Below are 22,716 nucleotides of genomic sequence, written 5' to 3' on the forward strand. Positions count from 1 at the left end.
CCCGCGGCCCCGGCCGCGTCAGCGGTGGCCGACGATCGACGGGACCGGCATGTGGTGCCGCATCCGCACCGCGACGTACAGGCCGCCCCGGCGGGCGAGCACCAGGCCGACGACGGCCGCGGCCGCGGCCGGCACACCTCCCGCGACGACCATCCCCACGTGGGCCCCGAAGTGGTCGACGATCTGGCCCATGAGCGGGCCGCCGATCGCCTGCCCGCCGAGCAGCACCAGGACGTAGAGGGACATCACGCGCCCGCGGATCGCCACGTTCGAGGACAGCTGCACGAGCGAGTTCGACGCCGTCTGGAACAGCAGCTGCGACATCCCGACGGCGACGAGTGCGACGGTGAACGGTGCGATGACCGGGATCGAACCGGTGACCACGAGGAGCACACCGGTCCAGAACACACCGCCGACGATCGTGCGGAGCCGGACCACCGCGCGTCTGGTGGAGAGCAGGGCGCCGGTGAGGGCACCGATCGCGATGGCGGAGTTGAACACCCCGTACCCTCCCGCGCCGACGTGGTACACCCGTGACGCGAAGGCCGAGAGCAGCACGGGCATCGTCAGCGCGAACACCGAGAAGAACGCCACGAGGACGACCGGCACGATGATGGTCGGCTTCCGGACGGCGTAGCGGAGTCCCTCGACGAGCTGCCCCTTGCCGCGGGGTGCCGGGGGCGTCCGGTGGAGTTCCGACACGCGAAGGAACCCGAGCGTCACGACCACCGCCACGCAGGCGATCGCGTTGACGCCGAACGACCAGCCGGCCCCGACGGCCACGAGCAGCGCGCCGGACAGTGCCGGTCCGATCATGCCGCCGAGCTGGAACACCGACGAGTTCACGCTGATCGCGTTCCGCAGGTGTTGGTGGCCGACGATCTCGGTGACGAACACCTGGCGGGCGGGGTTGTCGATCACGGTCACCATGCCGACGAGGAACGCGATCGCCCAGATGTGCCACGCCTGCACGACGCCGGCCAGGGTGAGCACGGCGAGCAGCGCCGAGAGGACCGCGAACGAGCCCTGCGTGATCATCATCAGCGCGCGCTTCGAGAACCGGTCGACGAGCACCCCGCCGAGCAGCCCGAACAGGAGCATCGGCGCGAACTGGCACGCCACCGTGATGCCGACCTGCGCGACCGACCCGGTGAGCTGCAGGACGAGCCAGTCCTGCGCGATCCGCTGCATCCACCCCGCGGTCATCGCGACGAGGTTCGTGGCGGTGAAGAGCCGGAAGTTCGGCACCGACAGGGCGATGAGGGTGTGGCGCCACGGCGGTCGGGCGGCCTGGATCGGGAGCGGTTCGGTGGGCGGGGGGAGGGTCGTCGGTGACGCGCTCACGGTGTGGGATCTCCGGACGTCGGGTGCGGAAGTGGTACCCCATCGAAACTACGTGGACGCGGGCCATTCGATACCCCTATGGTGGCTATCACTCCATTGCGAAGTCGAATGGACCGCCACCGACGGAAGGCGCCCTCGTGCTCGACCCGGTCCTGCTGCAGACGTTCCTCGCGGTCGCCGAGACCCGGAGCTTCACCCAAGCCGGAGCGCGCCTCGGGATCAGCCAACCGACGGTGTCCCAGCACGTGCGACGGCTCGAGGCCGCGGTGTCCCGGACCCTCGTCGCGCGCGACACCCGCGGCGTGGCACTGACCGACAACGGAGACGCGATGGCGGGGTTCGCGCGGACGATCCTCGCGGCGCACGCCACCGCCGACGCGTACTTCTCGGGCGCGGCGACCCGTGGGCGGCTCCGGTTCGGGGCGGCGGACGACCTCGCGATCACGCAGCTGCCGCGGATCCTCCGGGACTTCCGGCGCCTGCACCCCCAGGTGAACCTCGAGCTCACGGTGAACCAGTCGGCGCCGCTGCTCCGCCGGGTGCGCGCCGGGCAGCTCGACCTCGTGTTCATCAAGCAGACCGCGGGGGAGTCCGCCGAGGGCACCCGTGTCGCCACCGACCAGATGGTGTGGATGGCGCAGGACGGGATCGCGCTCGAGCCCGGGGAACCCGTGCCGCTGATCGCGTACCAGGCGCCGAGCATCAGCCGGCAGATGGCGATCGACGCGCTCGAGGCCGCCGGACGCACCTGGCGGATCACGTGCAACACGCGCGACGTGAACGGCGTGCTCGCGGCGGTCCGGGCGGGGATCGGGGTCGCGGTCTTCCCGCACTCGCTCATCCCCGCCGACCTCGTGAAGGTGTCGCAGCGGTTGTCGCTGCCGGACCTGCCCGCCGTCGACTACGTCCTCATCGCGAACCCGACGGTGCAGCGGGAACCGATCGACGCCCTGACGAACGCGATCCTGTCCCGTGGGGTGATCCGCGCGGTGTGACCGGTGCTGCCGGATCCGCGATGTGCGGGGACGGCCCGGTGCTACGGCGCGAGGGTCGGAACGGTCCCGCTGCCGGTGAGGTCCGGCAGCGTCACCCCGGCGAGCGACAGCACCGCCGACGCGACGGCCCAGAGCAGGACGAGCGTGCCGACCCCGCCGAGCACCGCGCCGAGCAGCGCGATCGGCCGCTGCCACGAGGCCGCGCGGTTCCGCAGCGTCACGATGGACAGCGGGAGCGCGAGCGCCCCGAGCACCAGCCCGACGCCGTGCACCGTCGCGGGAGCGAGGAACCACCAGGCCGCCAGCCCGAGCGTCGCCAGTCCGGCGACCGCGCCGAGGACCGCCCCGGGGGTCGCGCCGACGAGCGGCTTGGGTTCCGCCTCGGTCGTCTGGTCGGCCTGGAGGCGCGGCTCGGCCCCCATGGACCCGGTCGCCCCGGCAGACGGTGCGGTGGTCGAGGCGGTGGCGCGGGTGCGGGTCCTCGTCGTCGTCGCGGGCTTGGTCGGCTGTGTCGTTCCGGCGCGGTCCGTGACGGCCGTGGTGCCGGCGGCGGATGAGAGGCCGGCGGACGGGACGGCGGCGGACGGAAGGGCGGGGAACGGGTCAGCGACCGGTGCCGGAGCGGAGACCGGCGGTGCGATGACGGCGTCGAACGAGCGCGTCGGCGTCGGCTGCTGCGCGCGAGGCTCGGACAGGGGACGCTGGTGTGCGAAGCGCGCGGGCGTCCGGTAGCCGATCGGTCCGGAGGGTTCCGGCTCGACGCCCTCGACGACGACGTGCTCGAGACCGGGCACCGAGAAGCGCGGTTGTCCCACCACCGGGACGGCGGGGACCGCGGGGGTGACGGGGGGCGGGGGAGCGGCGTCGATCGGGGAGACCGGTGCCGGGGGGATCGATGCCGTGGCGAACGGGACCGTGTGCACCGCCGGTGACGTCGGGGCGGGCGGGAGGAGGTGCTCCTGCGGCGGGTAGTCGGGCACCACGATGTCGTCCTCGGCGAACGCGGGTGCGGACTGCGGTGCGGGGAGCGCGCTGACGGGGGCGACCGTCTCCGGGGCGGGGGCCGACGCGACGGAGGCGGGGCGCGCCTCCAGGCCGTCATCCGCGCTCTCGGGCGGCGCCGTGACCCAGGCAGGGACCGTGCGGCGTGGCCGGTCCTCGTCCGGCATGCGATGCGATGCCACTGCGGTGCTCCCTCCGTAGGCTGATCCATGGTCAGTTCTAACGGCAACCGGTGCGGCTGCCGCAGCCCCAGTTCCGGGGTCGCCGGTACGGTCGACGCATGACCGGAATCGAACACCGTCCGCTCGGGCCGTCAGGGCTCGTCGTCTCCACCGTCGGCATCGGCTGCAACAACTTCGGCAGGCCGGGCACGCTGACCGAAACGCAGGAGGGCACGGACGCCGTCGTCCACGCGGCCCTCGACGCCGGCATCACCCTCTTCGACACGGCGGACATCTACGGCGGCAGGCCCGGGCTGTCGGAGGAGATGCTCGGCAAGTCGATCGCGGGGCGCCGGGACGAGATCGTCCTCGCGACGAAGTTCGGCATGGACATGCAGGGTGCGAACGGGCCGGACTGGGGCGTCCGCGGCTCCCGTCGGTACGTGCGGCTCGCCGTCGAGTCCTCACTGAAGCGCCTCGGCACCGACTGGATCGACCTCTACCAGATGCACCGGCCCGACGACGTGACCTCGATCGAGGAGACGCTGTCGGTGCTCGACGACCTCGTCCGCGAGGGGAAGATCCGCTACATCGGCCACTCGAACTTCGCCGGGTGGCAGATCGCCGAGGCCGAGCTGACCGCGTCGATCGCCGGGACCACGGCGTTCGTGTCGGCGCAGAACGAGTACAGCCCGCTGGCCCGTGGCGTCGAGGACGAGGTCCTGCCGGCGGTGCGTGCGTACGCTCTGGGGTTCCTGCCGTACTTCCCGCTGTACAACGGCCTGCTCACGGGCAAGTACACGAAGTCGGGCGGGCCCTCCGACGGGCGGCTGACCACGGCGAAGCCGCAGCTGCTCGAGGATGCACCGTGGGGGATCGTCGAGGAGTTCCAGCGGTTCTGCGACGAGCGCGGGGTGACGATGCTGCAGGCGACCTTCGCGTGGTTGTTGGCGCAGCCGGGTCTGTCGAGCGTGATCGCGGGGGCGACGAAGCCGGAGCAGATCCGCCAGAACGCCGAGGCCGGGACGGCGTGGACGCCGTCGGAGGACGACATCGCCGAGATGACGGTGATCTTCGACGGCGACTGAGCGCGCGGCGGCTCTCGCAAAACGCAAACAGGGCGGTTTCTCGCAGCGGTACTGCGCTGCGAGAAACCGCCCACGTTGCGTCTTGCGGTGCCGGGCCCCCGGCCGCTACTGGTCGCGGTAGCGCTTCGCCTCGGCGAGCTTGCCGCGCAGCTCGTCCGCGGTGAACCGGGCGACGTACCCGGGGGTGTCCCGCTGGATGCGCCAGCCCTCCGCGAGTGGTCCCGCGTCGACGACGTCGAACCCGAACTGGTCGATGAGTTCGGACACGACGCGCTTCGCCTCGGCGTCGTCCCCGGCCACCACGAGCGCGCGGCGGTCCGGGGTGCCGACCGGTGCGGCGTGGCCGGTGAGGTCCGCCGCACGGATGTGGTTGAACGCCTTCACGACCCGGGCGCCGGGCAGGTGCGCCTGCAGGAGCTCGGCCGTCGTGGTGGTCTCGTCGTCCAGCGCCTCGATGTGTCCGTCGCGCTGCGGGTAGTAGTTGTTCGTGTCGATCACGACCTTGCCGACGAGCGGCTCGACCGGGATGGTGTCGATCGCGGCGAGCGGGGTCGTCACGACGACGATCTCGCCCGCCGCGGCGGCTTCGTCGCGGGTGGCCGCCCGGGCGTCCGGGCCGAGTTCGTCGACGAGCCCGGTCAGGGTCTCGGGACCTCGTGAGTTCGCGATCACCACCCGGTGTCCGTGCTGCACCGCGAGTCGTGCGAGCTGGGATCCGATGTTGCCTGCGCCGATGATGCCGATGGTCGTCATGGTGTCCGGCCAACGCTCGCCAGCACGTCCGGCATTCCCGTTCCGGTCACGTGGCGTCCCCGTTCCGGTCACGCGGCGTCACGCAAGTGCATGATGGCCGCATGGACCACGAGTTCCGCGACGAAGCAGACCAGGACCGCTACGCGATGTACGTCGGCGGAGAACTCGTGAGCGTCCTCGACTACCGCGAGAACGGCGACGCGATCGCGTTCCCACACACCTACACGGTGCCGAAGCACCGCGGGCACGGGTACGCCGCCGAACTCGTCGACTTCGCCGTCGCCGACGTCGAGGCGAACACCACGAAGCGCATCGTCCCGATGTGCTGGTTCGTCGGCAAGTGGTTCGACGAACACCCCGAGAAGGCAGACCTGCTCAGCCGCGGCGCTGCGGACTGAGCCGAACCGGAAGGCCCCGCCATGCCGACGATCACCCCGTTCCTCTGGTACGACGACCAGGCCGAGCAGGCGGCCGAGCACTACGTCGCACTGTTCCCGGACAGCAGCATCGACAGCGTGAGCAGGACGCCCGACGGGCAGACCCTCGTCGTCGAGTTCACGCTGCTCGGCAAGCCGTACCGGGCGATGAACGGCGGCCCGGGCCACGAGCACACCGATGCGGTGTCGTTCCAGGTCGACGTCGACACGCAGGAGGAGCTCGACCGCATCTGGGACGGCCTGCTCGCCGACGGCGGACGGCCCAGTGCGTGCGGTTGGCTCTTCGACCGCTGGGGTGTGGCGTGGCAGGTGACCCCGTCGATGATGGGCGAACTGATGACCGGGTCGGGCGATCCCGAGGCGAACGCCCGCGTCTTCCAGGCCATGATGCAGATGGTCAAGCTCGACATCCCGGCGCTGCAGGCCGCGGCGGCGGGTCGCTGAGCCGGAGCGGAGCGTACCCGCCGGTATTGTTGCGGGACCGATCACCGCCGGCCGGTGCCGGCGCAGACAGGCTGGAGTCTTCCGATGAGCGAGTCGAGGCCCGATGTCCGCAACAGCGACATCGGACGTGCCTACACCGAACTCGCACGGATCACTCGACGCGCCAGCATCCGCGCCCGCGGCTCGGAGTCGATCCTGAGCGTCGTGGACCAGTCCCTCGTCGACTTCGTCGTGCAGCACCCCGGCTGCATGGCCATCGACATCGCCCGGTACCTGCGGCTCAACCGTTCCACGATCTCCCGGCAGCTGTCCGGGCTGCTGGCGGCCGGGCTCGTCCGGACGACCGACGGCGGGACGGGCAACGCGAAGCCCCTCGAGGTCACCGACGAGGGACGTGCGGCACTCGAACGGTCCGTGCAGCTGCACCGTGACGCACTGGACGAGCGGCTGGCGAGCTGGTCGGACGACGACATCGCCCTGCTCGCCGGCCTGCTCGAGCGGCTCGGCGCCGCGGACGAGGCCGGGCTGCCGCTACCGGGACGCACGAGCCCGTGACGACGTCGTTCGTCCTGCTCTCGGACACGCACCTGCCGAAACGGGCGAAGGACCTGCCGGAGCCGCTCTGGGCCGACATCGACGCCGCGGACCTCGTGGTGCACGCCGGCGACTGGGTGGACCTCGCCACGCTCGACGCCGTCGCGGGGCGGGCGAGCCGGTTCGAGGGCGTCCGCGGCAACAACGACGGCCCGGAGTTCGACGATCAACTGCCGCTCGTGGCGCGGTTCACGGTCGAGGAGCTCCGGTTCGCCCTCGTCCACGAGACCGGGACGGCGACCGGTCGGGAGCGTCGCATGTCCGCGGAGTACCCGGACGCCGACGTCCTCGTGTTCGGCCACTCGCACATCCCGTGGGACACCGTGGCGCCGTCGGGTCTGCGGCTGCTCAACCCCGGTTCGCCGACGGACCGGCGCCGCCAGCCGGACCACACGTGGATGCGCGGCACCGTCGACGGCCGCGCGCTCGCCGTCGAGCTGGTGCGTCTGCCCCCGCTCACCCGCTGACGGACTGGAGGCGCGGTGCGGCCCCGCCCCGCGCCTCCCGTCCGCCCCGCCCCGCCCCGCGCCTCCCGCCCGCCCCGCTCGCGAAAGCGACTGTGTGCTGCGCGAACCGGCCGGGATTCTGTCGCCTTCGCGGGTGGGACGGCGCGGCTCAGCGGGACACTGTCGCTTTCGTGGGACCCGCGCCCCCGCCCCCGGCCGCGGCCGCCATCGGCATGCGGAAGAAGGCCAGCTCCCACTCGGTGGCGCGGCGGAACGCCCGCGACATCGCGCCGCGCTCCGCGGGCGTCGCCGCGGCAGCCGACCGCTCGACCCACCCGGTCGCCGCCGCCGAGGCGTCCGCGAACCCCTGGTCGCCGTACGCCGCGATCCAGTCCGCGAACGGGTGCTCCGGCGCCGCCCGCCCCATCCGCGTCCCCACCCAGGCGTAGACGCGGAAGCACGGCAGCACCGCGGCCGCGAGGACCCCGGCCGACCCGGAGTCGGCCGCCTCCTGCAGGTGCGCGAGGTACCCCGCGCACGTCGGGTGCACCGGATCGTCCGCGTGAGTGCCGGCGAGCCGTCGGTGGTGCAGGTCGCGGGCCTCGTCGGCGCAGCCCTGCGCGGCGGCGGCCCAGAACGCCGCCTCCTCGCCGGTCGACCAGGACCCGAGCGTCGCCAGGTGCCGCTCGTACGCCCGGAGGTAGTGCACGTCCTGCGCCAGGTAGCCCGCGAACACGTCGGAGTCGAGCGTGCCGTCGCGCATGCCGACGAGGAACGCGCAGTCGATCGTCTCCTGCAGCACCCCGGCGACGTCGTCCCACCAGCGGTCCGTCCACGAGAGCTCGGGCAGCGCCGCACGCACGACGGCCCCGTGGTCGATCGGTCCGTTGCCGCTCCCGACCTCGAGGGCGTCGGCACCGAGCAGGGCAGCGGTCAGCCACGCCTTCGCCCCGCCGATCGCGAGCTCCCAGTCCCCGTCGCGGGCGGCGAGCGTCGTGATCGCGCTCGACAGGGAACAGCCGGTGCCGTGCGTGTTCGTCGTCGCGATCCTCGGCGCGGAGAACGTCCGGACCACGCCGGACGCGGACACGAGCACGTCGTCAGAGGTGGTCCCGTCGTCGTGCCCGCCCTTCGCCAGGACGAGCACGTCCCAGGTGCGAGCGACGAGGAGCGCCGCGTCGAGGGACGACGACGGCGACCCGCCGGCCAGTGCGGCGAGCACCTCCAGCTCGGTGCGGTTCGGCGTCACCAGGTCGGCCAGCTCGAACAGCGAGACCATCGCGCGCGAGGCGTCCTCGTCCAGCAGGCGGTCCCCGCTCGTCGCCACCATCACCGGGTCCACCACGACGACGGGCGGCCGGTGCTCCCGGAGCCACGACGTCACCGTCCGGACGACCTCGGCCGTGCCGAGCATCCCGATCTTCACGGCGTCGATGGTCACGTCGTCCGACACCGCGTCGAGCTGCTCCCGCAGGAACGCGACGTCCGGCACGTGCACCGACCGCACACCGTGGGTGTTCTGCGCGACGAGCGCCGTCACGACGCCCATCCCGTAGCCGTCGTGCGCGGCGATCGACTTCAGGTCGGCCTGCAGCCCGGCGCCGCCGGTCGGGTCGGTCCCGGCGATGCTGAGGACGCGGGGGATGCGGCGCCCGGCCGTCGTCACGAGTCCGCCCCGTGGTGCGCGGTGACGGTCGGGAGGCGCGGATCGCCTCGGTCCGGCCGGTCCCGCTCCGGCAGACGGCCGGTCGGGAGGTGCGGATCGCCGTGACCGGGTCGGCGCACCTCCTGCGGGTCGCCGGTCCACGCCGCGACGTACGCGGCGGCAGCGGACCCCGGGTCGGCCGCGGCGCAGATGCCGGACACCACGGCGACACCGGCGGCACCAGCGGCCCGCAGCGGTGCGACGTCGTCGAGCGTCACCCCGCCGATCGCCACGCAGGGCACGTCCGTCGCTCGGGCCAGCCGGGCGAACCCGTCGTGACCGAGCGCCGGCGGGTGGTCCGCCTTCGTCGTGGTGGGGTGCACGACGCCGACCCCGAGCAGGTCGACCGTTCCCCGAGGGAGCCGCGCGACGGCCGCGAGGTGCTCCGGCGTGTTCGCGGTCAGCCCCACGTGCGCGTCCGGGCCGAGCAGCGCCCGTGCGACCTCGACCGGCACGTCCGACTGCCCGAGGTGCACCCCGGCGACCGGGTGTCCCGCGTGGCGGGCGGCGAGCGCGACGTCGAGCCGGTCGTCGACCACCACCGTCACCCGGTCACCCACGGCGCCCGCCACCGCTGCGGCGAGGGCGAGCAGATCCCGTGCCGAGGCGTCCTTGTCGCGCACCTGCACGATCCGCACCCCGCCGTGCACCGCGGCTCGCACGACCCCGAGCATGCCGATGCCGTGCCGGTCGGAGAGCGCCCCGTCGGTGACCAGGTAGACGCCGAAGTCCGTCGTGACGCTCATGCCGCCACCGCCGGAGCCTCGACCGTGATCCGGGCCTCGCGGACGACGTCCTCCGGGGACAGCGACGCCAGCCGGTCGAGGAACAGCGGCTGGAACGTGCCCGGACCACCCGCTTCCCGCGCGGCGAGCTCGGCCGCGATCGTGTGCACCGCGGTCGCCGCGACGGCAGCGGCTCCGGCGTCCCCGGGTGACACGGCGGTGAAGGCGGCGACGACCGCACCGAGCGCGCACCCGCCGCCCGTGATCCGCGTCAGCAGCTCGGTGCCGTTCGCGACCCGCACCGCGCCGATGCCGGGCGCGACCAGCAGGTCGACCGGACCGGACACGGCGACCGCGGCCACGCGCCTCCCGTCCGACGCGTCCTGCGCAGCGTGACGCGCATCGTCCGTGCCGACCGTGCTGTCGACTCCGCGCCCGCCGGCCGAGGCCCCGAGCACCGCCAGCACCTCGGAGGCGTTGCCGCGCAGCACCGTCGGGTGCAGCGCCAGCAGGTCGCGAGCCAGCGCCGTCCGGACCGGGAGCGACCCGACCGCGACCGGGTCGAGGACCCACGGCGTCCCGGCCTCCACGGCGGCGACGGCGGCCTCGAGCGCAGCGGCGCGCGGTTCGGCGTGCGGGGTACCCGTGTTCACGAGCAGGGCGTCGGCGACCCGGGCGAACGGCCCGGCCTCGGTGACGACGTCGACCATCGCGGCCGAGGCCCCGAGGGCGAGCAGCACGTTCGCGGTGACGTTCTGCACCACCGTGTTCGTGATGCAGTGCACCAGGGGTCCTCGGGCACGGACGGCCTCGAGGAGCGTGGCGGTGCGTTCCGCCCAGTCCGGGGCAGGACCCCCGGCGGACGCAGCGGGTACGGGCGCAGCAGTGTGCATGGACGATCCCTTCGCGAGTACGAGCTCGAGCAGGTTCGACGGGTGTGATCTCAGCCGCCGGTTGCGGCACCCCGTGTCTCGGACGACACCGTACACGACGCTCAGCGACCTCCCCGGTCACATGACGAGGGCCATGTGAAAGGGTGATGACGTGCCAGACGCAACGCCTCCCGGGCCACCTCCCGGCCCTCGCGATCCCGGCGACGCCTGGGCGGTCGGACCCGACGGGACGAAGGCGTGGGGGATCTTCGGCGCCGCCGGGCTCCTCGTCGACGACGGGTCCGGCCGGGTGCTCCTGCAGCACCGCGTCGAGTGGAGCCACCACGGCGGCACGTGGGGCATCCCGGGCGGAGCCCGGCACCAGGGCGAGGACGCCGTCACCGGAGCGCTCCGCGAGTCCGCGGAGGAGGCCGGCGTGCCCCTCGACGGGGTCGCCCTGCGGCACACCTCCGTGCTGGACCTGGGGTTCTGGACGTACACGACAGTGGTGGGGCGCGCCTCCAGGCCCTTCGAACCGGTGATCACGGACCGCGAGAGCCTGGAACTCGCGTGGGTGCCCGTCGGCGAGGTCGACGACCTGCCGCTGCACCCGGGGTTCGGCGCGTCCTGGCCCGCGCTCCGTGCGCGGATCGCGACCACGCCGCACGTCGTCGTGGACGCGGCGAACGTCGTCGGCAGCGTGCCGGACGGATGGTGGAAGGACCGCGCGGGGGCCGCGTCGCGGCTGTTGTCGTCCGTCGGTGCGCTCGCCGCGGTGGGAGTGGCAGCGGACCTGCTCGAGCTGCCGTTCGACCGGTGGTGGCCGCGGTGGAGCGTGGTGCTCGAGGGGGAGGCGCGGGACGCGGACGGTACTGGTGCGGGCATCGGTGTCGTCGGCGACCGGGCTGCCCGTCACGGTGCCGCGTCGGTGTCGGTCGCCCGCGCGTCCGGGTCGGGGGACGACGCGATCGTCGAGGCCGCACGTGCCGCGGTCGACGCCGGCGACGGGCCGGTGGTCGTCGTCACGGCCGACCGCGAACTGCGCGGGCGGATCGAGGAGTTCGGCGCCGTGTCGCGCGGTCCCGCCTGGCTGCGCGACCAGTTCTAGCGTTGCGGGGTGCTCCCTACGCGGGGATGTGCTTCCGTGACGACACCAGGATCACGGCCCACGACACCACCCCGAGCCCGACGACGACCCACAGGATGAGCGGCACCGCGACGACGTTCGCGACGGCCGCGATCACCGCGGGCGCCAGGAACCCGGCGTACGCCGCGGCGTAGAACACGCCGGTCAGGCCGGCCAGGTCGCGGGAGCCCGCGATCCGCTGGACCTCGAGCAACGACGACACGAGTGCGAGCCCGATCCCGAGGCCGATGACCACGTTCGCCACGAGCCCGATCGCCACCGACTGCGCCTGGATCGCGACGACGACCACGGCGATGCCCACCGTCATGAGCGCGACGGCGGTCAGGAGGCCCCGGGCTGAGACCAGCGAGGTGACGCGCGCGGCGATCGGTTGCACGGCGCTCGACACCCCGAGGGCGACGACGGTCGCGGCGGTCGCGAACACGAGTCCCCACGTGCCGGTCGCCCCGGCGAGCTTCGTCGGCAGGTACCCGTACCCGATCGCGGCCGACCCGAAGATCCACGGCGCGGCGACGAGCACCACGCGGGTGAACCGGCGGTGTCCGGCGCTCGGCACGGCGAGCTGCTTCCACCACGGGCCCGGCAGCCCTCCGGTCCGGTTCGTCTCCGGCGTGCGCCAGACGACCACGGCGAAGGGGATCGCGACGCAGATGTGCACGAGGAAGGGGAGCACCTCGGGGATCGGGCCCCACTGCGCGATGAGGCCGGCGACGAGCGCGCCCGACGCCGACCCGAGGGTGAACGCGAGCGAGGCCCGACGGGCTCCGGACCCGGCGTCGGCGGCGGGGTCGAAGCGGCCCTGGGAGAGCTCCTTCACCCAGCTGTTGCCGACCGCCATGGCGATCCCGACGGTGATGCCGGAGAACAGCCGCCCCGCCATCAGGAAGCCGGCGCCCAGCGGCCCGAACGCGAGCAGCCCGCTGCCGACCACGGCCGACACGATGCCGGCGAGCATGAGCGGACGGCGCCCGTGCCGGTCGGAGAGCGACCCGGCGACGAGGAGCGCCGGCGCGAGCCCGAGCACGTAGACGCCGAGGAAGACGTTGACGAGCACCGACGAGTAGTGCGCGCGCTCCTCGTACATGAGCAGCAGCGGGGAGAACTGGTTGCCGCCCCACGAGCAGACGAACACCGCGCCCCACACGGCCACCCAGGGGAGCACACGGGCGGACGGGACGGCGACGGACCCGGTCGTCGGGATGCTGCCGGTGGTGGCGTCGGCCGTGCTCACAGGGCGCCTCGGTGTGATGCGACGTGGGCGCTGAGGACCTCGGCGTACCGGGCGGCGTCGCCGGCCTCGAGTGCGGCGGCGAGGGCGCGGTGGTCCTCGAGTGACGCCTGCAGCTGCGACGGCTGCAGGCGCATGAGGTGGTGTCGCAGTCGCTGCTGCCGGTCCCGCAGGGTGCGGGCGAACATCACGGCGATCGCGTTCCGGGACGCGCCGATCACCGCGCCGTGGAACTCCGCGTCGACCTCGACGAAGCGGTCGACGTCACCGGTCGCGACCGCCTGCTCCTGCTCCGCGAGCATGGCCTGGAGGCTCGGGGTGACGTCCGCCACCCGGCCGTCCGTCACGACGCGGGTCGCCGCGGTCGACTCGATGGCCTCGCGCATCTCGAGCACGTCGGCGGCCTCGTTCGGGGACATCGGCCGGACCACGGCGCCCTTCCGGGACTCGAGGGTGAGCAGGTCCTCGCCGGCGAGGCGCAGGAACGCCTCGTGCACGGGTGTCCGGGACACGCCGATCTCCTGGCAGAGGGCGTTCTCGCTGATCGCGGTGCCGCCGGGGAGGTCGCCGCGGATGATCGCGCGCTTGACGTGCTCGTACGCCCGGTCGGACGCGGCCTGGGCGGTGGTGTTCGTGCTCGGGGTGGTCACGATCAACGATCCTACTCCTTGCATGCAACGGTGCATGCGGTAGCGTCACGCGCTGTTCACACGTGGACCGGTACACCGGGCGGCACGGCCCGGTACGCTGGACCACCACGTCAACGGAGACGTACAACAGGAGGTTCCGATGGAGCGGATCACCAGGGCCGACGATCGTGTGCACCGCCCGGCAGGGCCGTGGACGCCGACCGTGCACCGGCTGCTCGCCCACCTGCACGAACAGGGGTTCGTCGCGGCGCCGGAACCGATCGAGCACGGGGACACCCTCGAGACGGTGTCCTTCGTGCCCGGCACCGCGGGGGAGTACCCGTGGACCGCCGACGTGGCGAGCGAAGCCGCCCTCGTCACGACCGCGCGCCTGCTGCGGCACTACCACGACGCCGCGGCGAGCTTCCCGCGCGACGAGACGCGTGACGTCTGGTCGCAGGCGGACCGGCTGCCGGTCGAGACGATCGTGCACGGGGACTTCGCGCCGTACAACTGCGTGTACGACGGCATCGCCGCGGTCGGGCTCATCGACTTCGACACCGCACACCCCGGGCCCCGGGTGTGGGACGTCGCCAGCGCCGTCTACCGGTTCGCCCCGTTCACGACCGGAGTCGTCGAGGGTTCGACAGCGCCGTCCCTCGACGAGCGGCTCGACCGTGCGGCGGAGTTCTGCCGCGCCTACGAGCTCGACGGGCGCTCGCGGGAGCTCCTCGCCGAGACGATGACCGCGTCGCTCGTCGCCCTCGTCACCACGATCGAGACCGAGGCCGCCGCGGGCAACCCCAAGTTCGTGAGCGACCTCGAGCACGGGCACGCCGACCTCTACCGGGCCGACGTGGCGTACCTCGAGGAGCACGCGGACGAGATCACCGCAGCCGTCGCCTGACGGGGCGCCCGCGTGACGGTGGTGCCGGGCATGCTGGTGGGATGACGACCACGCGCGCGCAGCTCCGCGCGATGCGCCTCGCCGCGCAGGGCGTCGCCGTGCCCGGGCTCGCGCCGGCCGAGGCGGTCGACCGGATGCTGGCCGTGCAGGGGCAGGACCTCGGGCAGGTGCTGTGGGCGATCGGTGTGCGGTCGCCCGGGTCGACCCGCGACGACGTCCGCGCCGCGTTCGACCGTGGCGAGCTCGTCCGCTCCTGGCCGATGCGCGGCACCCTGCACGTGATGCGCCCCGACGACCTGCGCCTCCTGCTCTCCCTGACCGCCGAGCGGACCGTCCGCAGCATCGCCCGGCGCGCGGCGGAGCTCGGGATCGACGACCCCGTGCTGGCCCGCGCCCGTGACGCAACCGTCGGAGCGCTGTCCGGCGGGCGGACCCTCGTCCGGGACGACCTGTTCGCGGTCTACCGGGACGCCGGCATCGACCCGACCGCCGGCCGCGGGTACCACGTGCTGGTCCGCCTGGCGCAGGAGGGCTTGGTCGCCTGGGGCCCGACCGCTCGGGTCGGTCAGGGGCTCGTGCTCCTCGACGAGTGGGCACCGACCGCATCGGCCCCGCCGGACCGCGACGAGGCCCTGCGCCGGGTGCTCGTCGGGTACCTCCGCGGTCGTGGTCCCGCGACGGAGACGGACGCGGCGGCGTGGACGAAGCTCCCGCTCGGCGACGTCCGGCGGGGTCGGGCAGCCGCCGGAGACGCGGTGGAGGACCTGGGCGACGGACTCGTCGCGCTCGCCGATCGTCCGGCCACCGGAGGGGTCCCGACCGGGCACCTGCTCCCCGGGTTCGACGAGTACCTGCTCGGGTACGCCGACCGCTCCGCGCAGCTCGACCCGGCGTACGCCGAGCGGGTGGTGCCCGGCGGCAACGGGATGTTCCTCGCGATGGCGGTGGTCCGCGGTCGGGTCGTCGGGACGTGGACGCGGACGGAACGCTCCCGCGACGTCCGGGTCACGGTGACGCCGTTCGAACCCCTCGACGCCGCCTCGGTGCGAGCGTTCGAGGCGGCCGCCGCCCGCTTCGGCGCGTTCCTCGGCGCTCCCGTGGCGTTCGACGTCGCGCGTTCCGCCTGAGCCCATCGGGCCCAGGCAGCACCCAGCGCCCGCGCGGCGGACTCCGGCGCTTCCTCGGGTAGTGTCGCACCGCCATGACCGACAGCCCGGCCGACGCCACCCCGTACGAGGTCCTCGGCGTCCCCGTCACCGCCGACGACGACGAACTCCGCCGCGCCTACCGTCGCGCCGCCCGCGAGTCCCACCCCGACCTCGGCGGCGACGCCCGCCGCTTCCGCCAGGTGCAGATCGCCTGGGAGCGCGTCGGCACCCCCGCTGCCCGCCGCGCCTACGACGCCGGATCGCGCGGCTCCAGCAGCGAGAGCGCGTCCGGCCCGTCGGGTTCGTCGGCCTGGAGGAACGGCGCGGCTCGCGACGCCTTCGCACCCCCGGCAGCGCGCCGCGACTCCCGCCCCCGGGCCCGGTCCCACGGACACCCCGGGGGACGATCGCGCGAGGTCTTCCTGCAGGCCGAGCGCGAATGGGTCGGCCTGGGAGACCCGATCGAGGACCCGTACGACCCGGCGCTGATCCGCTCCGCGCCGCGGCACATCCGGCGGCTGCTGGCCGAGGCCCTCGCGGAGGAAGCGACCGCGTCCATCGTCGCGGACATGGGCATCGGCGTGACGGTGTGGCACGACCTCGACGCCGGCGCCGAGGGGAAGCTCGACCACGCCGTCCTCACCCCGAGCGGGCTGTGGGCGCTGGAGTCGATCGACTGGGGCGCCCCCGTGCGCATCGAGCACGGCGAGATCGTGGGGGAGACCCTCGCGCCCGGTGAGCGTCCCGTGAAGGAGCTCGTCCGCGCCGCCCGCGCCGTGCAGAAGCAGACGCGGGTGCGGTTCACCGGTCGGCTGCTCGTCGTGCCGGACTCCGCGGTCGACGAGGACGTGCAGCTCGTCGGGTCGCCCCGGAAGCCCACCGCGCTCGTCGTCCGGCGGAGCGCGCTCGGCCAGGTGCTGAACGGCGTGTGGTCGCCCGAGGGGCGCGTCGACGTGTTCGAGGTCCGCGACCGTCTGCAGCAGACCGTCCGGTTCGTCTGATGCCCGAGCCCGTGGTCGTCCTCGTCGGCGGATGGGAGCACCGCCGCGTCGTGGACCCGTACGACGAGCGGCAGCGGCGGCCGGCGCGCTAGTAGCCGCGGAGCTTCTCGAGGTCGCGGCGCTCCCGCTTGCTCGGGCGACCGGCGCCGCGATCGCGGATCGGGACGAAGCCGGCCTCCTCCCGCGGCAGGCGCGGAGGGGTCTTGTCCTCGAAGTGCTTCGCGGCTTCGGGGGCGCTCGTCCGCTTGAGGATGATCCCGGTGACGACGACGATCCGGTCGAACCCGTTCTGCCGGACCCGGACCTCGTCCCCGGGGCCGATCGGCTGCGCCGGCTTGGCACGCTCGCCGTTCACCCGGACGTGGCCGGCCTTGCACGCGGCGGTCGCGGCGGATCGGGTCTTCGTGATCCGCACCGCCCAGATCCAGCTGTCCACGCGTGCCTTGGCCATCCCCACACTCTAGGACGGGCCGCCCGTACGCTGAGGGTGTGGAGCAGCAGCGCGGTCAGCAGGACGCGATCGCCCGTGCCCACGCGCTCGGGGTGCTGCGCGATGCGGCGGTCGGGGAACGCCTGGTCGTGCGGACGCACCACGGCGACGGCGCGCAGGACGCCCTCGGGGTGCTCGTCGCGCGGACACCGGCGACCGTGACGATCGACACGCGCCGAGGCCCCGTCGAGCTCGCGCTCGCCGACGTTGTCGCCGCGAAGCCGGTACCGCCTCCGCCGTCCCCGAGGCCGTCACGCCGCTGACCCCGCTGACCGCCGCTGACCCGCACCGAGCGAGCCCGAGCGCCCCGAGCGCGCCCGAGCGATGCGAACCGATCGACCCCGGCGAGCCGCCACGCCCGACGCCGGACCCCGGACGTAGCCTTTCGACCATGGCCGTCCCCGTCCCGCTCGGCACCGAGGACCGCACCGCCCGCCTGACCCTCCGCCGCCCCGACGCGTGGCGCCGCGAGGACTCGGCCCAGGCGGACCTGCGCGTCACCGGCGACGACGTCGTGCTCACCGTCCGCTCCCGCCCGAGCGACCGGACCATCGCCGAGGAGCACACCAGCCTGCTCGAACGGCTCCCCGGGTCCGTCGAGGGCCTCCGGCTCATCGGCTGCGACCCGTGGACCACCGCAGGAGCGCCGGCACGCCTGGTCGAGTACGTCCGCCCCGACGACCACGGCGACGTCGCGGGAGCACACCTGCTCTTCGTCACCGGGCGGCACCGCGTCGACCTCACCATCGAGCGGCCCCTCGCCCGCATGCTCGCCACCGACGACCTCGTCTTCGCCGTGCTCGACACGGTCCGCGCCACCGAACCCGCACCGTCGCGGGTGCAGCGCGACCTCGAGCCCCTGCCGGCAGCCGCCCCGGCGTCCGACCTCGAGGGCACCCACATCGGCGCGGAAGCCCTGAACACCCTCCGCAGCCTCGCCGGACGCCGCTGGAACCCCGCCCTGCTCCGCACGCCCGCCGGCCGGGAACTCATCGAGGCGGGCCTCGTCGGCCGACTCGGCACCCTGCCCGACTCCACCCAGACCCTCCTCAGACCCTGGGAGGGCGATGCCCAGCCCGTCACGCTGGAACAGCGGCTGCCCGACGGGCGTGCCACGCGCCTCCAGGCCTGGTCGGAGACCGTCGTCGACGGGACGGACGAGGCGGGCGGCGTGGTCGCCGGGCTGCCGGTCGAGCGCGTGGTCCGGACGATGGCCGGGAGGCTCGGCATCGGTCCGGCATGGACCTTCCCGTTCCGTACGGGGTCGCTCCGGGCGGACCTGCTCGGTCGGAGGACCTCCGGAGGGGACCCGGCACCCGACCTGCCCGCCGCGATCGCCGAGGCGGACCCGCGGCTCGCACGGTTCTGGGCGGCGCCGTGGACGGTGTCGTCGCTGCGCCGACCCGGCAAGCCGAACCCGATCGTCATCGTGCACGCCGCGGGGCTCGGCTTCGCTCGCGTCGGACGCACGGAGGCCGGGGAGACCGTCTTCACGACGGACTCCCCGGCAAATGTGTACCGCTCGGTGGTGCGGGCGCTGCTGTCCTGACGGCTGCTGCTCCGCGTTCCCGCTAGGCGGCGGGGCCGGCGGTCAGGGTCACCGTGACCGTCTTCGCCGCACCGGTGCTGTCGGTGTAGCCGACGGTCACCTCGTCGCCGACCGAGTGCGACTGGATCGCCGAGGTGAGCGCGTCCGAGCTCGCCACGGCCGTGCCGTCGATGCTCGTGATGACGTCGCCCGCCGCGAGCCCCGCGGTCGCCGCACCCGAACCCTCGACCGTGCCGGCGACCGCGACGCCGCCCGTGGAAGCCGTGCCGCTGACCTCGACCCCGAGGAACGCCGGCAGCCCGATCGTGATCGTCGACGAGGACTCGCCCGCGAGGATCTTCTCCGCGATCGACTTCGCCGTGCTGATCGGGATCGCGTACCCGGTGACGTCCGCCGTCCCGGAGGAGGCCGCGGTCGCCATGCCGACGACCTCGCCCTCGCTGTCCAGCACCGGACCGCCGGAGTCGCCGGAGACGACGTCCGCCGCGATCTCGATGAGACCCTGCAGCGACTCGGTGCCCGTGCCGGACTCGCTCTGCACCTGGATGTCCTGGTCCGTCGCCGTGACGGTGCCCTCGGCGGCCACGAGGTTGCCCGTGCCCTCCGCGTTGCCGACGTCGGTGACGGTGTCGCCGGTGCTCGGCTCGCCGTCGTCGTCGAGCGTGACGGTCGACAGCCCGGAGGCGTCCTCGAGCTTCAGCACGGCGACGTCGTCCGTGGCGTCCGTCCCGACGACGTCCGCCTTGTACTCCTTGCCGGTGGTCTCGTCGGTGACGGTGATGCTCGTCGCGCCCTCGATGACGTGGTTGTTCGTGAGGATGGTGCCGTTCGAGCTGAGGACCATGCCGGTGCCGGCGGCCTGCGAGGACTCGTCGTAGTTCAGCACGGTGTTGATCGTCACGACGCCCTTCTTCTGCGCGGTCGTCGCTGCCGTCGCCGCGGACTCGGTGCTCGTGCCGCTGCTGCCGCTCGAGCCCGTACCGTCGCCCGGCACCGTGAACCCGTTCGTGCCGCTGCCGGTGCCGGTGCCGCTGCCGCTGTCCGTCCCGGAACCCGTATCGGGCGTCGTCGTGCTGCCCTGCGACTGGCTCGAGGTGGTCGTCGTGCTCTGCGAGGAGAGGCCGAGCGCGGTCCCGCCGGCGGCGCCGACGATCGCGAGCGCGGCGATGCCGGAGCCGATCATCAGCCCGAGGCGCCGGGGACGCTTCGTGCCGTGGTTCGCCGCGGCCGCACCGTGCGCCCAGCCGTGCTGGAAGCCGGGGAGCGCCGGGCTGCCGATCAGGAACGGCCCACGGCCGTCGGGCGCGTAGGCGTAGGGGCCGGAGCCGTCCGGGCCGTACAGGTAGGGGCCGCTGCCGTCGAACGCGTACGCCGAGCGGAGCGTGGACGGGTCGGCGTGCGGCGCCTCCCACGTCGCCCCTCCCTGCGGCTGCGCAGCGTCGGTGCGGGCGGTGCCGTTCTCGTCGGCGGCGGGGTTCGGGGTCTCGTTCATCGGTGCTCTCCGGTCGTCCCTCGACGACCCGGTCGGGCGTCGATGGATCCCAGTACAGGACCCGTTCCCATGACGAACCTATGAGCGGCCCCTGCGGTCGCTCACGGCTTGCTCGGGGGTCACCGAACGAGCGCGTCCGTTAGGGTTGCCTTACTTCCCATGCGCTCCTCGTCGCCCACACCTCCAGCACCCAGCTCCGTGTCCCGCCTCGTCGGCGCGACCGTGCTGGCCGTGGTCGTCCTCGCCGTCGCGGTCGCCCTCTCCGTCGCCTTCGGGTCCCGTCCGATCCCGCTCGGCACCGTGCTCGACACCGTCCTGCACCCCGGACGGCACGACGAGATCGGGCTCATCGTCCTCGGGAACCGCGTGCCCCGCACCGTCGTCGGACTCCTCGCCGGATCGGCCCTCGGCGTCGCCGGCGCTGTCATGCAGGGCGTCACCCGGAACCCGCTCGCGGACCCCAGCGTGCTCGGCATCAACTCCGGAGCCGCACTCGCCGTGGTCGCCGGGATCGCCCTGTTCGGCGTCAGCGGCACTGCGGCGTACCTGCCCTTCGCCTTCGTCGGCGCCGCACTCGCCGCACTCCTCGTGTACGGCATCGCGGCGGTCGCCCGCCGTGGGCTCTCACCCGTCGGACTCGCCCTGTCCGGAGCCGTCGTCGCCGCCGCGCTGTCGTCGATCACCACCGCCGTGCTCGTCACCAGCCAGAGCCTCCTCGACCAGCTGCGGTTCTGGCAGGTCGGGGCGCTCGCCGGCAAGGACCTCGGCACCGCTGGGGTGATCGCGATCCCGGTCCTGGCCGGACTCGTGGTCGCGTTCGCCCTGGGACGCTCGCTCAACACCCTGGCGCTCGGCGACGAACTCGCCGCCTCGCTCGGGCAGCGGGTGGTGCTCGTGCGGGCCGTCGGGGGACTCGTCACCGTGCTGCTCGCCGGGTCGGCCGTCGCCGCTGCGGGACCGATCGCGTTCATCGGGCTCGCCGTCCCGCACGCCGTCCGCCGCCTGAGCGGGCCGGACCACCGGTGGACGATCCTGCTCTCGGCCATCGTCGCGCCCGCCCTGCTGCTCGTCGCCGACGTCATCGGCCGCGTGGTGGCGTACCCGGGGGAGTTGCAGGTCGGCATCGTGACGGCGCTCATCGGCGCTCCGGTGTTCATCTGGCTCGTGCGATCTCGGGCGGTGAAGGGCCTGTGAGCGGCGTGCACCTGACCGCCGTCCGCCGCGAGCTCGTGGTCCTCGGCGCCGTCCTCGTGCTGCTCGTCGCGCTCGTGCTCGTCGGGCTCGGTGTCGGCGAGATCCCGCTCTCGCCCGTCCAGGTCGCCGGTGCCCTCGTCGGACACGGCGACGCGGTCTCGGACTTCGTCATCGGGCAGCTCCGCGGGCCGCGGGTGTTCGGCGCGATCCTGGTCGGGGCCTCCCTGGCGGTCGCCGGCGGCATCGTCCAGAGCGTCGTCCGGAACCCGATCGCCAGTCCGGACGTCATCGGCATCACCTCGGGGGCGAGCGCTTCCGGGCTGACCGCCATCGTGCTGTTCGGTGCCAGCGGCGGAACGCTGTTCGCCGTCGTGCTCGTCGGCGCGGTCGTGGTGTCGCTCGTCATCGCGGGACTCGCGTGGCGCCGGGGCATCACCGGCAACCGCGTCGTCCTCGTCGGCATCGGCGTCGCGGCGATCTGCCTGAGCATCACCGGGTGGATGCTCACGAGCGGCACCGTCACCCAGGCGGGCACCGCGCTCCTCTGGCTGTCCGGCAGCCTCAACGCCGTCGACCGGAACCTCGTCGGGGTGCTCGCGGTGGCGTTCGTCGTGCTCATGGCGCTGGCGCTCGTGCAGTCGCCGCGGCTCACCGTGCTGACGCTCGGCGACGACGTGGCCTCGGCCCTGGGGCTCCGGCCGAACCGGGCGAAGGTGCTGCTCCTGCTCACGGCGGTGTGCCTGACGGCGGCGGCCGTGGCGACCGCGGGTCCGGTGTCGTTCGTCGCGCTCATGGCGGCGCCGATCGCCCGTCGGCTCGTCGGGGGAGGGCGCGTCGCACTCGGCCCGACCGCGGCCGTCGGTGCGGCGATCACGCTCGCGAGCGACCTCGTCGCGCAGTTCGCCCTCCCGGGGAACGCGCTGCCGGTCGGTGTCGTCACGGGGGTCATCGGCGCGCCGTACCTGCTCTGGCTGCTCGCTCGCGGCCGCTGAGCGGCACCCCCCCCCGCGCCCCGCGCCCCGCCCTTCCCGAGGTTCCGAAATCGCGGCATCTCGGGGGCCGCATCGAGCAGTGAGCGGAACCTCGGCGGACGTGAGCGGCGTGTTCGGGAACCCCGACGACGGAGCCGAGCCGCGCCTCCAGTCCGACCGGCGGATCGGCGGACCGGCGGACGGGCAGAACGCCCGGACCACCCGCACGACCGGGGCCGCGGGGCCGGCAGCGACACGCGTCAATGGTGCACCACGCAACATCTTGCGGTTTTCCGCACGGCACGCCCAAAACCCCCCGTCCAGGTGTCTGCACCGCTCGTTCTGTCCCCATACGGTCATGGACGACCGCACGGACTCCCCAACCGCGCACCGA

General features: G+C 73.7%; 24 protein-coding genes and 1 riboswitch. Of the genes, 14 read left to right on the forward strand and 10 right to left on the reverse strand.

The features are described from left to right. Positions 1 to 18: 18 nt before the first annotated feature. Positions 19 to 1,344: an MFS transporter gene (locus HP507_RS08130; protein ID WP_175351287.1), complete on the reverse strand. Its 1,326-nt coding sequence runs from the start codon at positions 1,342 to 1,344 to the stop codon at positions 19 to 21. A gap of 137 nt (positions 1,345 to 1,481) precedes the next feature. Between HP507_RS08130 and HP507_RS08135 the strand changes: the two genes are divergently transcribed. Continuing rightward, positions 1,482 to 2,339 (forward strand): LysR substrate-binding domain-containing protein, encoded by an 858-nt coding sequence (locus HP507_RS08135; protein ID WP_175351288.1) that lies wholly within the window; start codon positions 1,482 to 1,484, stop codon positions 2,337 to 2,339. Between the two features lie 41 nt (positions 2,340 to 2,380). Here the strand turns inward: HP507_RS08135 and HP507_RS08140 are convergent, their stop codons facing one another. Continuing rightward, positions 2,381 to 3,523: a hypothetical protein gene (locus tag HP507_RS08140; protein ID WP_175351289.1), complete on the reverse strand. Its 1,143-nt coding sequence runs from the start codon at positions 3,521 to 3,523 to the stop codon at positions 2,381 to 2,383. A gap of 98 nt (positions 3,524 to 3,621) precedes the next feature. Here HP507_RS08140 and HP507_RS08145 point away from each other — a divergent pair, with 98 nt between their 5' ends. Then, positions 3,622 to 4,590: an aldo/keto reductase gene (locus tag HP507_RS08145; RefSeq protein WP_175351290.1), complete on the forward strand. Its 969-nt coding sequence runs from the start codon at positions 3,622 to 3,624 to the stop codon at positions 4,588 to 4,590. Between the two features lie 105 nt (positions 4,591 to 4,695). Here the strand turns inward: HP507_RS08145 and HP507_RS08150 are convergent, their stop codons facing one another. After that, positions 4,696 to 5,343: an NADPH-dependent F420 reductase gene (locus tag HP507_RS08150; RefSeq protein ID WP_175351291.1), complete on the reverse strand. Its 648-nt coding sequence runs from the start codon at positions 5,341 to 5,343 to the stop codon at positions 4,696 to 4,698. A 101-nt stretch (positions 5,344 to 5,444) separates the two neighbouring features. Here HP507_RS08150 and HP507_RS08155 point away from each other — a divergent pair, with 101 nt between their 5' ends. From HP507_RS08155 to HP507_RS08170, 4 genes are all read left to right on the forward strand, one after another. Then, positions 5,445 to 5,741, forward strand: a complete 297-nt coding sequence (locus tag HP507_RS08155) for a GNAT family N-acetyltransferase (RefSeq protein ID WP_175351292.1) — start codon at positions 5,445 to 5,447, stop codon at positions 5,739 to 5,741. A 21-nt stretch (positions 5,742 to 5,762) separates the two neighbouring features. After that, the gene (locus tag HP507_RS08160) at positions 5,763 to 6,224 is read left to right on the forward strand and encodes a VOC family protein (protein ID WP_175351293.1); all 462 of its coding nucleotides are present in this window, start codon (positions 5,763 to 5,765) and stop codon (positions 6,222 to 6,224) included. An 84-nt stretch (positions 6,225 to 6,308) separates the two neighbouring features. Then, a complete protein-coding gene (locus tag HP507_RS08165) occupies positions 6,309 to 6,779 on the forward strand; it encodes a MarR family winged helix-turn-helix transcriptional regulator (protein WP_175351294.1) in 471 nt (156 codons plus the stop codon). Then, entirely contained in the window at positions 6,776 to 7,285 is a 510-nt protein-coding gene (locus HP507_RS08170; RefSeq protein ID WP_175351295.1) for a metallophosphoesterase family protein, read from the forward strand. The genes HP507_RS08165 and HP507_RS08170 overlap by 4 nt, the downstream gene beginning before the upstream one ends. A gap of 148 nt (positions 7,286 to 7,433) precedes the next feature. Here HP507_RS08170 and thiD read toward each other — a convergent pair whose 3' ends face one another. The 3 genes from thiD to thiM all read right to left on the reverse strand — a co-directional run bounded on the left by thiD (position 7,434) and on the right by thiM (position 10,587). Then, a complete protein-coding gene (gene thiD / locus HP507_RS08175; RefSeq protein ID WP_175351296.1) occupies positions 7,434 to 8,930 on the reverse strand; it encodes a bifunctional hydroxymethylpyrimidine kinase/phosphomethylpyrimidine kinase in 1,497 nt (498 codons plus the stop codon). Beyond that, positions 8,927 to 9,715: a thiamine phosphate synthase gene (gene thiE, locus HP507_RS08180; RefSeq protein ID WP_254701012.1), complete on the reverse strand. Its 789-nt coding sequence runs from the start codon at positions 9,713 to 9,715 to the stop codon at positions 8,927 to 8,929. Before thiE ends, thiD begins: the two co-directional genes overlap by 4 nt. After that, positions 9,712 to 10,587, reverse strand: coding sequence for a hydroxyethylthiazole kinase (thiM, locus tag HP507_RS08185; RefSeq protein ID WP_175351297.1), 876 nt, complete (start codon positions 10,585 to 10,587; stop codon positions 9,712 to 9,714). The genes thiE and thiM overlap by 4 nt, the downstream gene beginning before the upstream one ends. Beyond that, a riboswitch (TPP riboswitch) is annotated at positions 10,576 to 10,671 on the reverse strand. Its footprint overlaps the gene before it by 12 nt. Positions 10,672 to 10,738: 67 nt before the next feature. Between thiM and HP507_RS08190 the strand changes: the two genes are divergently transcribed. Continuing rightward, positions 10,739 to 11,674 carry an NUDIX hydrolase gene (locus HP507_RS08190; protein WP_175351298.1) on the forward strand — a complete coding sequence of 312 codons (936 nt, stop codon included), beginning with the start codon at positions 10,739 to 10,741 and terminating at the stop codon, positions 11,672 to 11,674. 16 nt (positions 11,675 to 11,690) lie between these two features. Here HP507_RS08190 and HP507_RS08195 read toward each other — a convergent pair whose 3' ends face one another. After that, positions 11,691 to 12,944 carry an MFS transporter gene (locus HP507_RS08195; RefSeq protein ID WP_217508612.1) on the reverse strand — a complete coding sequence of 418 codons (1,254 nt, stop codon included), beginning with the start codon at positions 12,942 to 12,944 and terminating at the stop codon, positions 11,691 to 11,693. Next, on the reverse strand, positions 12,941 to 13,591 hold the full coding sequence (locus HP507_RS08200) for a GntR family transcriptional regulator (RefSeq protein ID WP_217508613.1): 651 nt from the start codon (positions 13,589 to 13,591) through the stop codon (positions 12,941 to 12,943). Before HP507_RS08200 ends, HP507_RS08195 begins: the two co-directional genes overlap by 4 nt. 139 nt (positions 13,592 to 13,730) lie before the next feature. Between HP507_RS08200 and HP507_RS08205 the strand changes: the two genes are divergently transcribed. The 3 genes from HP507_RS08205 to HP507_RS08215 all read left to right on the forward strand — a co-directional run bounded on the left by HP507_RS08205 (position 13,731) and on the right by HP507_RS08215 (position 16,626). Next, entirely contained in the window at positions 13,731 to 14,477 is a 747-nt protein-coding gene (locus HP507_RS08205; RefSeq protein WP_175351300.1) for a phosphotransferase enzyme family protein, read from the forward strand. Between the two features lie 41 nt (positions 14,478 to 14,518). Further along, on the forward strand, positions 14,519 to 15,604 hold the full coding sequence (locus HP507_RS08210) for a winged helix DNA-binding domain-containing protein (RefSeq protein WP_175351301.1): 1,086 nt from the start codon (positions 14,519 to 14,521) through the stop codon (positions 15,602 to 15,604). A gap of 74 nt (positions 15,605 to 15,678) precedes the next feature. Then, entirely contained in the window at positions 15,679 to 16,626 is a 948-nt protein-coding gene (locus HP507_RS08215) for a J domain-containing protein (protein ID WP_175351302.1), read from the forward strand. An 88-nt stretch (positions 16,627 to 16,714) separates the two neighbouring features. Here the strand turns inward: HP507_RS08215 and HP507_RS08220 are convergent, their stop codons facing one another. After that, on the reverse strand, positions 16,715 to 17,077 hold the full coding sequence (locus HP507_RS08220) for an RNA-binding S4 domain-containing protein (protein ID WP_175351303.1): 363 nt from the start codon (positions 17,075 to 17,077) through the stop codon (positions 16,715 to 16,717). 38 nt (positions 17,078 to 17,115) lie between these two features. Here HP507_RS08220 and HP507_RS08225 point away from each other — a divergent pair, with 38 nt between their 5' ends. Continuing rightward, positions 17,116 to 17,379 carry a hypothetical protein gene (locus HP507_RS08225; protein WP_271207055.1) on the forward strand — a complete coding sequence of 88 codons (264 nt, stop codon included), beginning with the start codon at positions 17,116 to 17,118 and terminating at the stop codon, positions 17,377 to 17,379. 128 nt (positions 17,380 to 17,507) lie between these two features. Further along, positions 17,508 to 18,665 (forward strand): hypothetical protein, encoded by a 1,158-nt coding sequence (locus tag HP507_RS08230; protein ID WP_175351304.1) that lies wholly within the window; start codon positions 17,508 to 17,510, stop codon positions 18,663 to 18,665. A 22-nt stretch (positions 18,666 to 18,687) separates the two neighbouring features. On the opposite strand, the gene HP507_RS08235 is transcribed toward HP507_RS08230, so the two are convergent. Continuing rightward, positions 18,688 to 20,157 (reverse strand): S1C family serine protease, encoded by a 1,470-nt coding sequence (locus tag HP507_RS08235; RefSeq protein WP_254701013.1) that lies wholly within the window; start codon positions 20,155 to 20,157, stop codon positions 18,688 to 18,690. Between the two features lie 159 nt (positions 20,158 to 20,316). Here HP507_RS08235 and HP507_RS08240 point away from each other — a divergent pair, with 159 nt between their 5' ends. Together HP507_RS08240 and HP507_RS08245 are read left to right on the forward strand one after the other, a co-directional pair. Then, on the forward strand, positions 20,317 to 21,351 hold the full coding sequence (locus tag HP507_RS08240) for a FecCD family ABC transporter permease (RefSeq protein WP_175351305.1): 1,035 nt from the start codon (positions 20,317 to 20,319) through the stop codon (positions 21,349 to 21,351). Continuing rightward, a complete protein-coding gene (locus HP507_RS08245; RefSeq protein WP_175351306.1) occupies positions 21,348 to 22,343 on the forward strand; it encodes a FecCD family ABC transporter permease in 996 nt (331 codons plus the stop codon). The genes HP507_RS08240 and HP507_RS08245 overlap by 4 nt, the downstream gene beginning before the upstream one ends. Positions 22,344 to 22,716: the final 373 nt, after the last annotated feature.

The sequence above is a fragment of the Curtobacterium pusillum genome (assembly GCF_013359865.1).
Lineage (GTDB): Bacteria > Actinomycetota > Actinomycetes > Actinomycetales > Microbacteriaceae > Curtobacterium > Curtobacterium pusillum.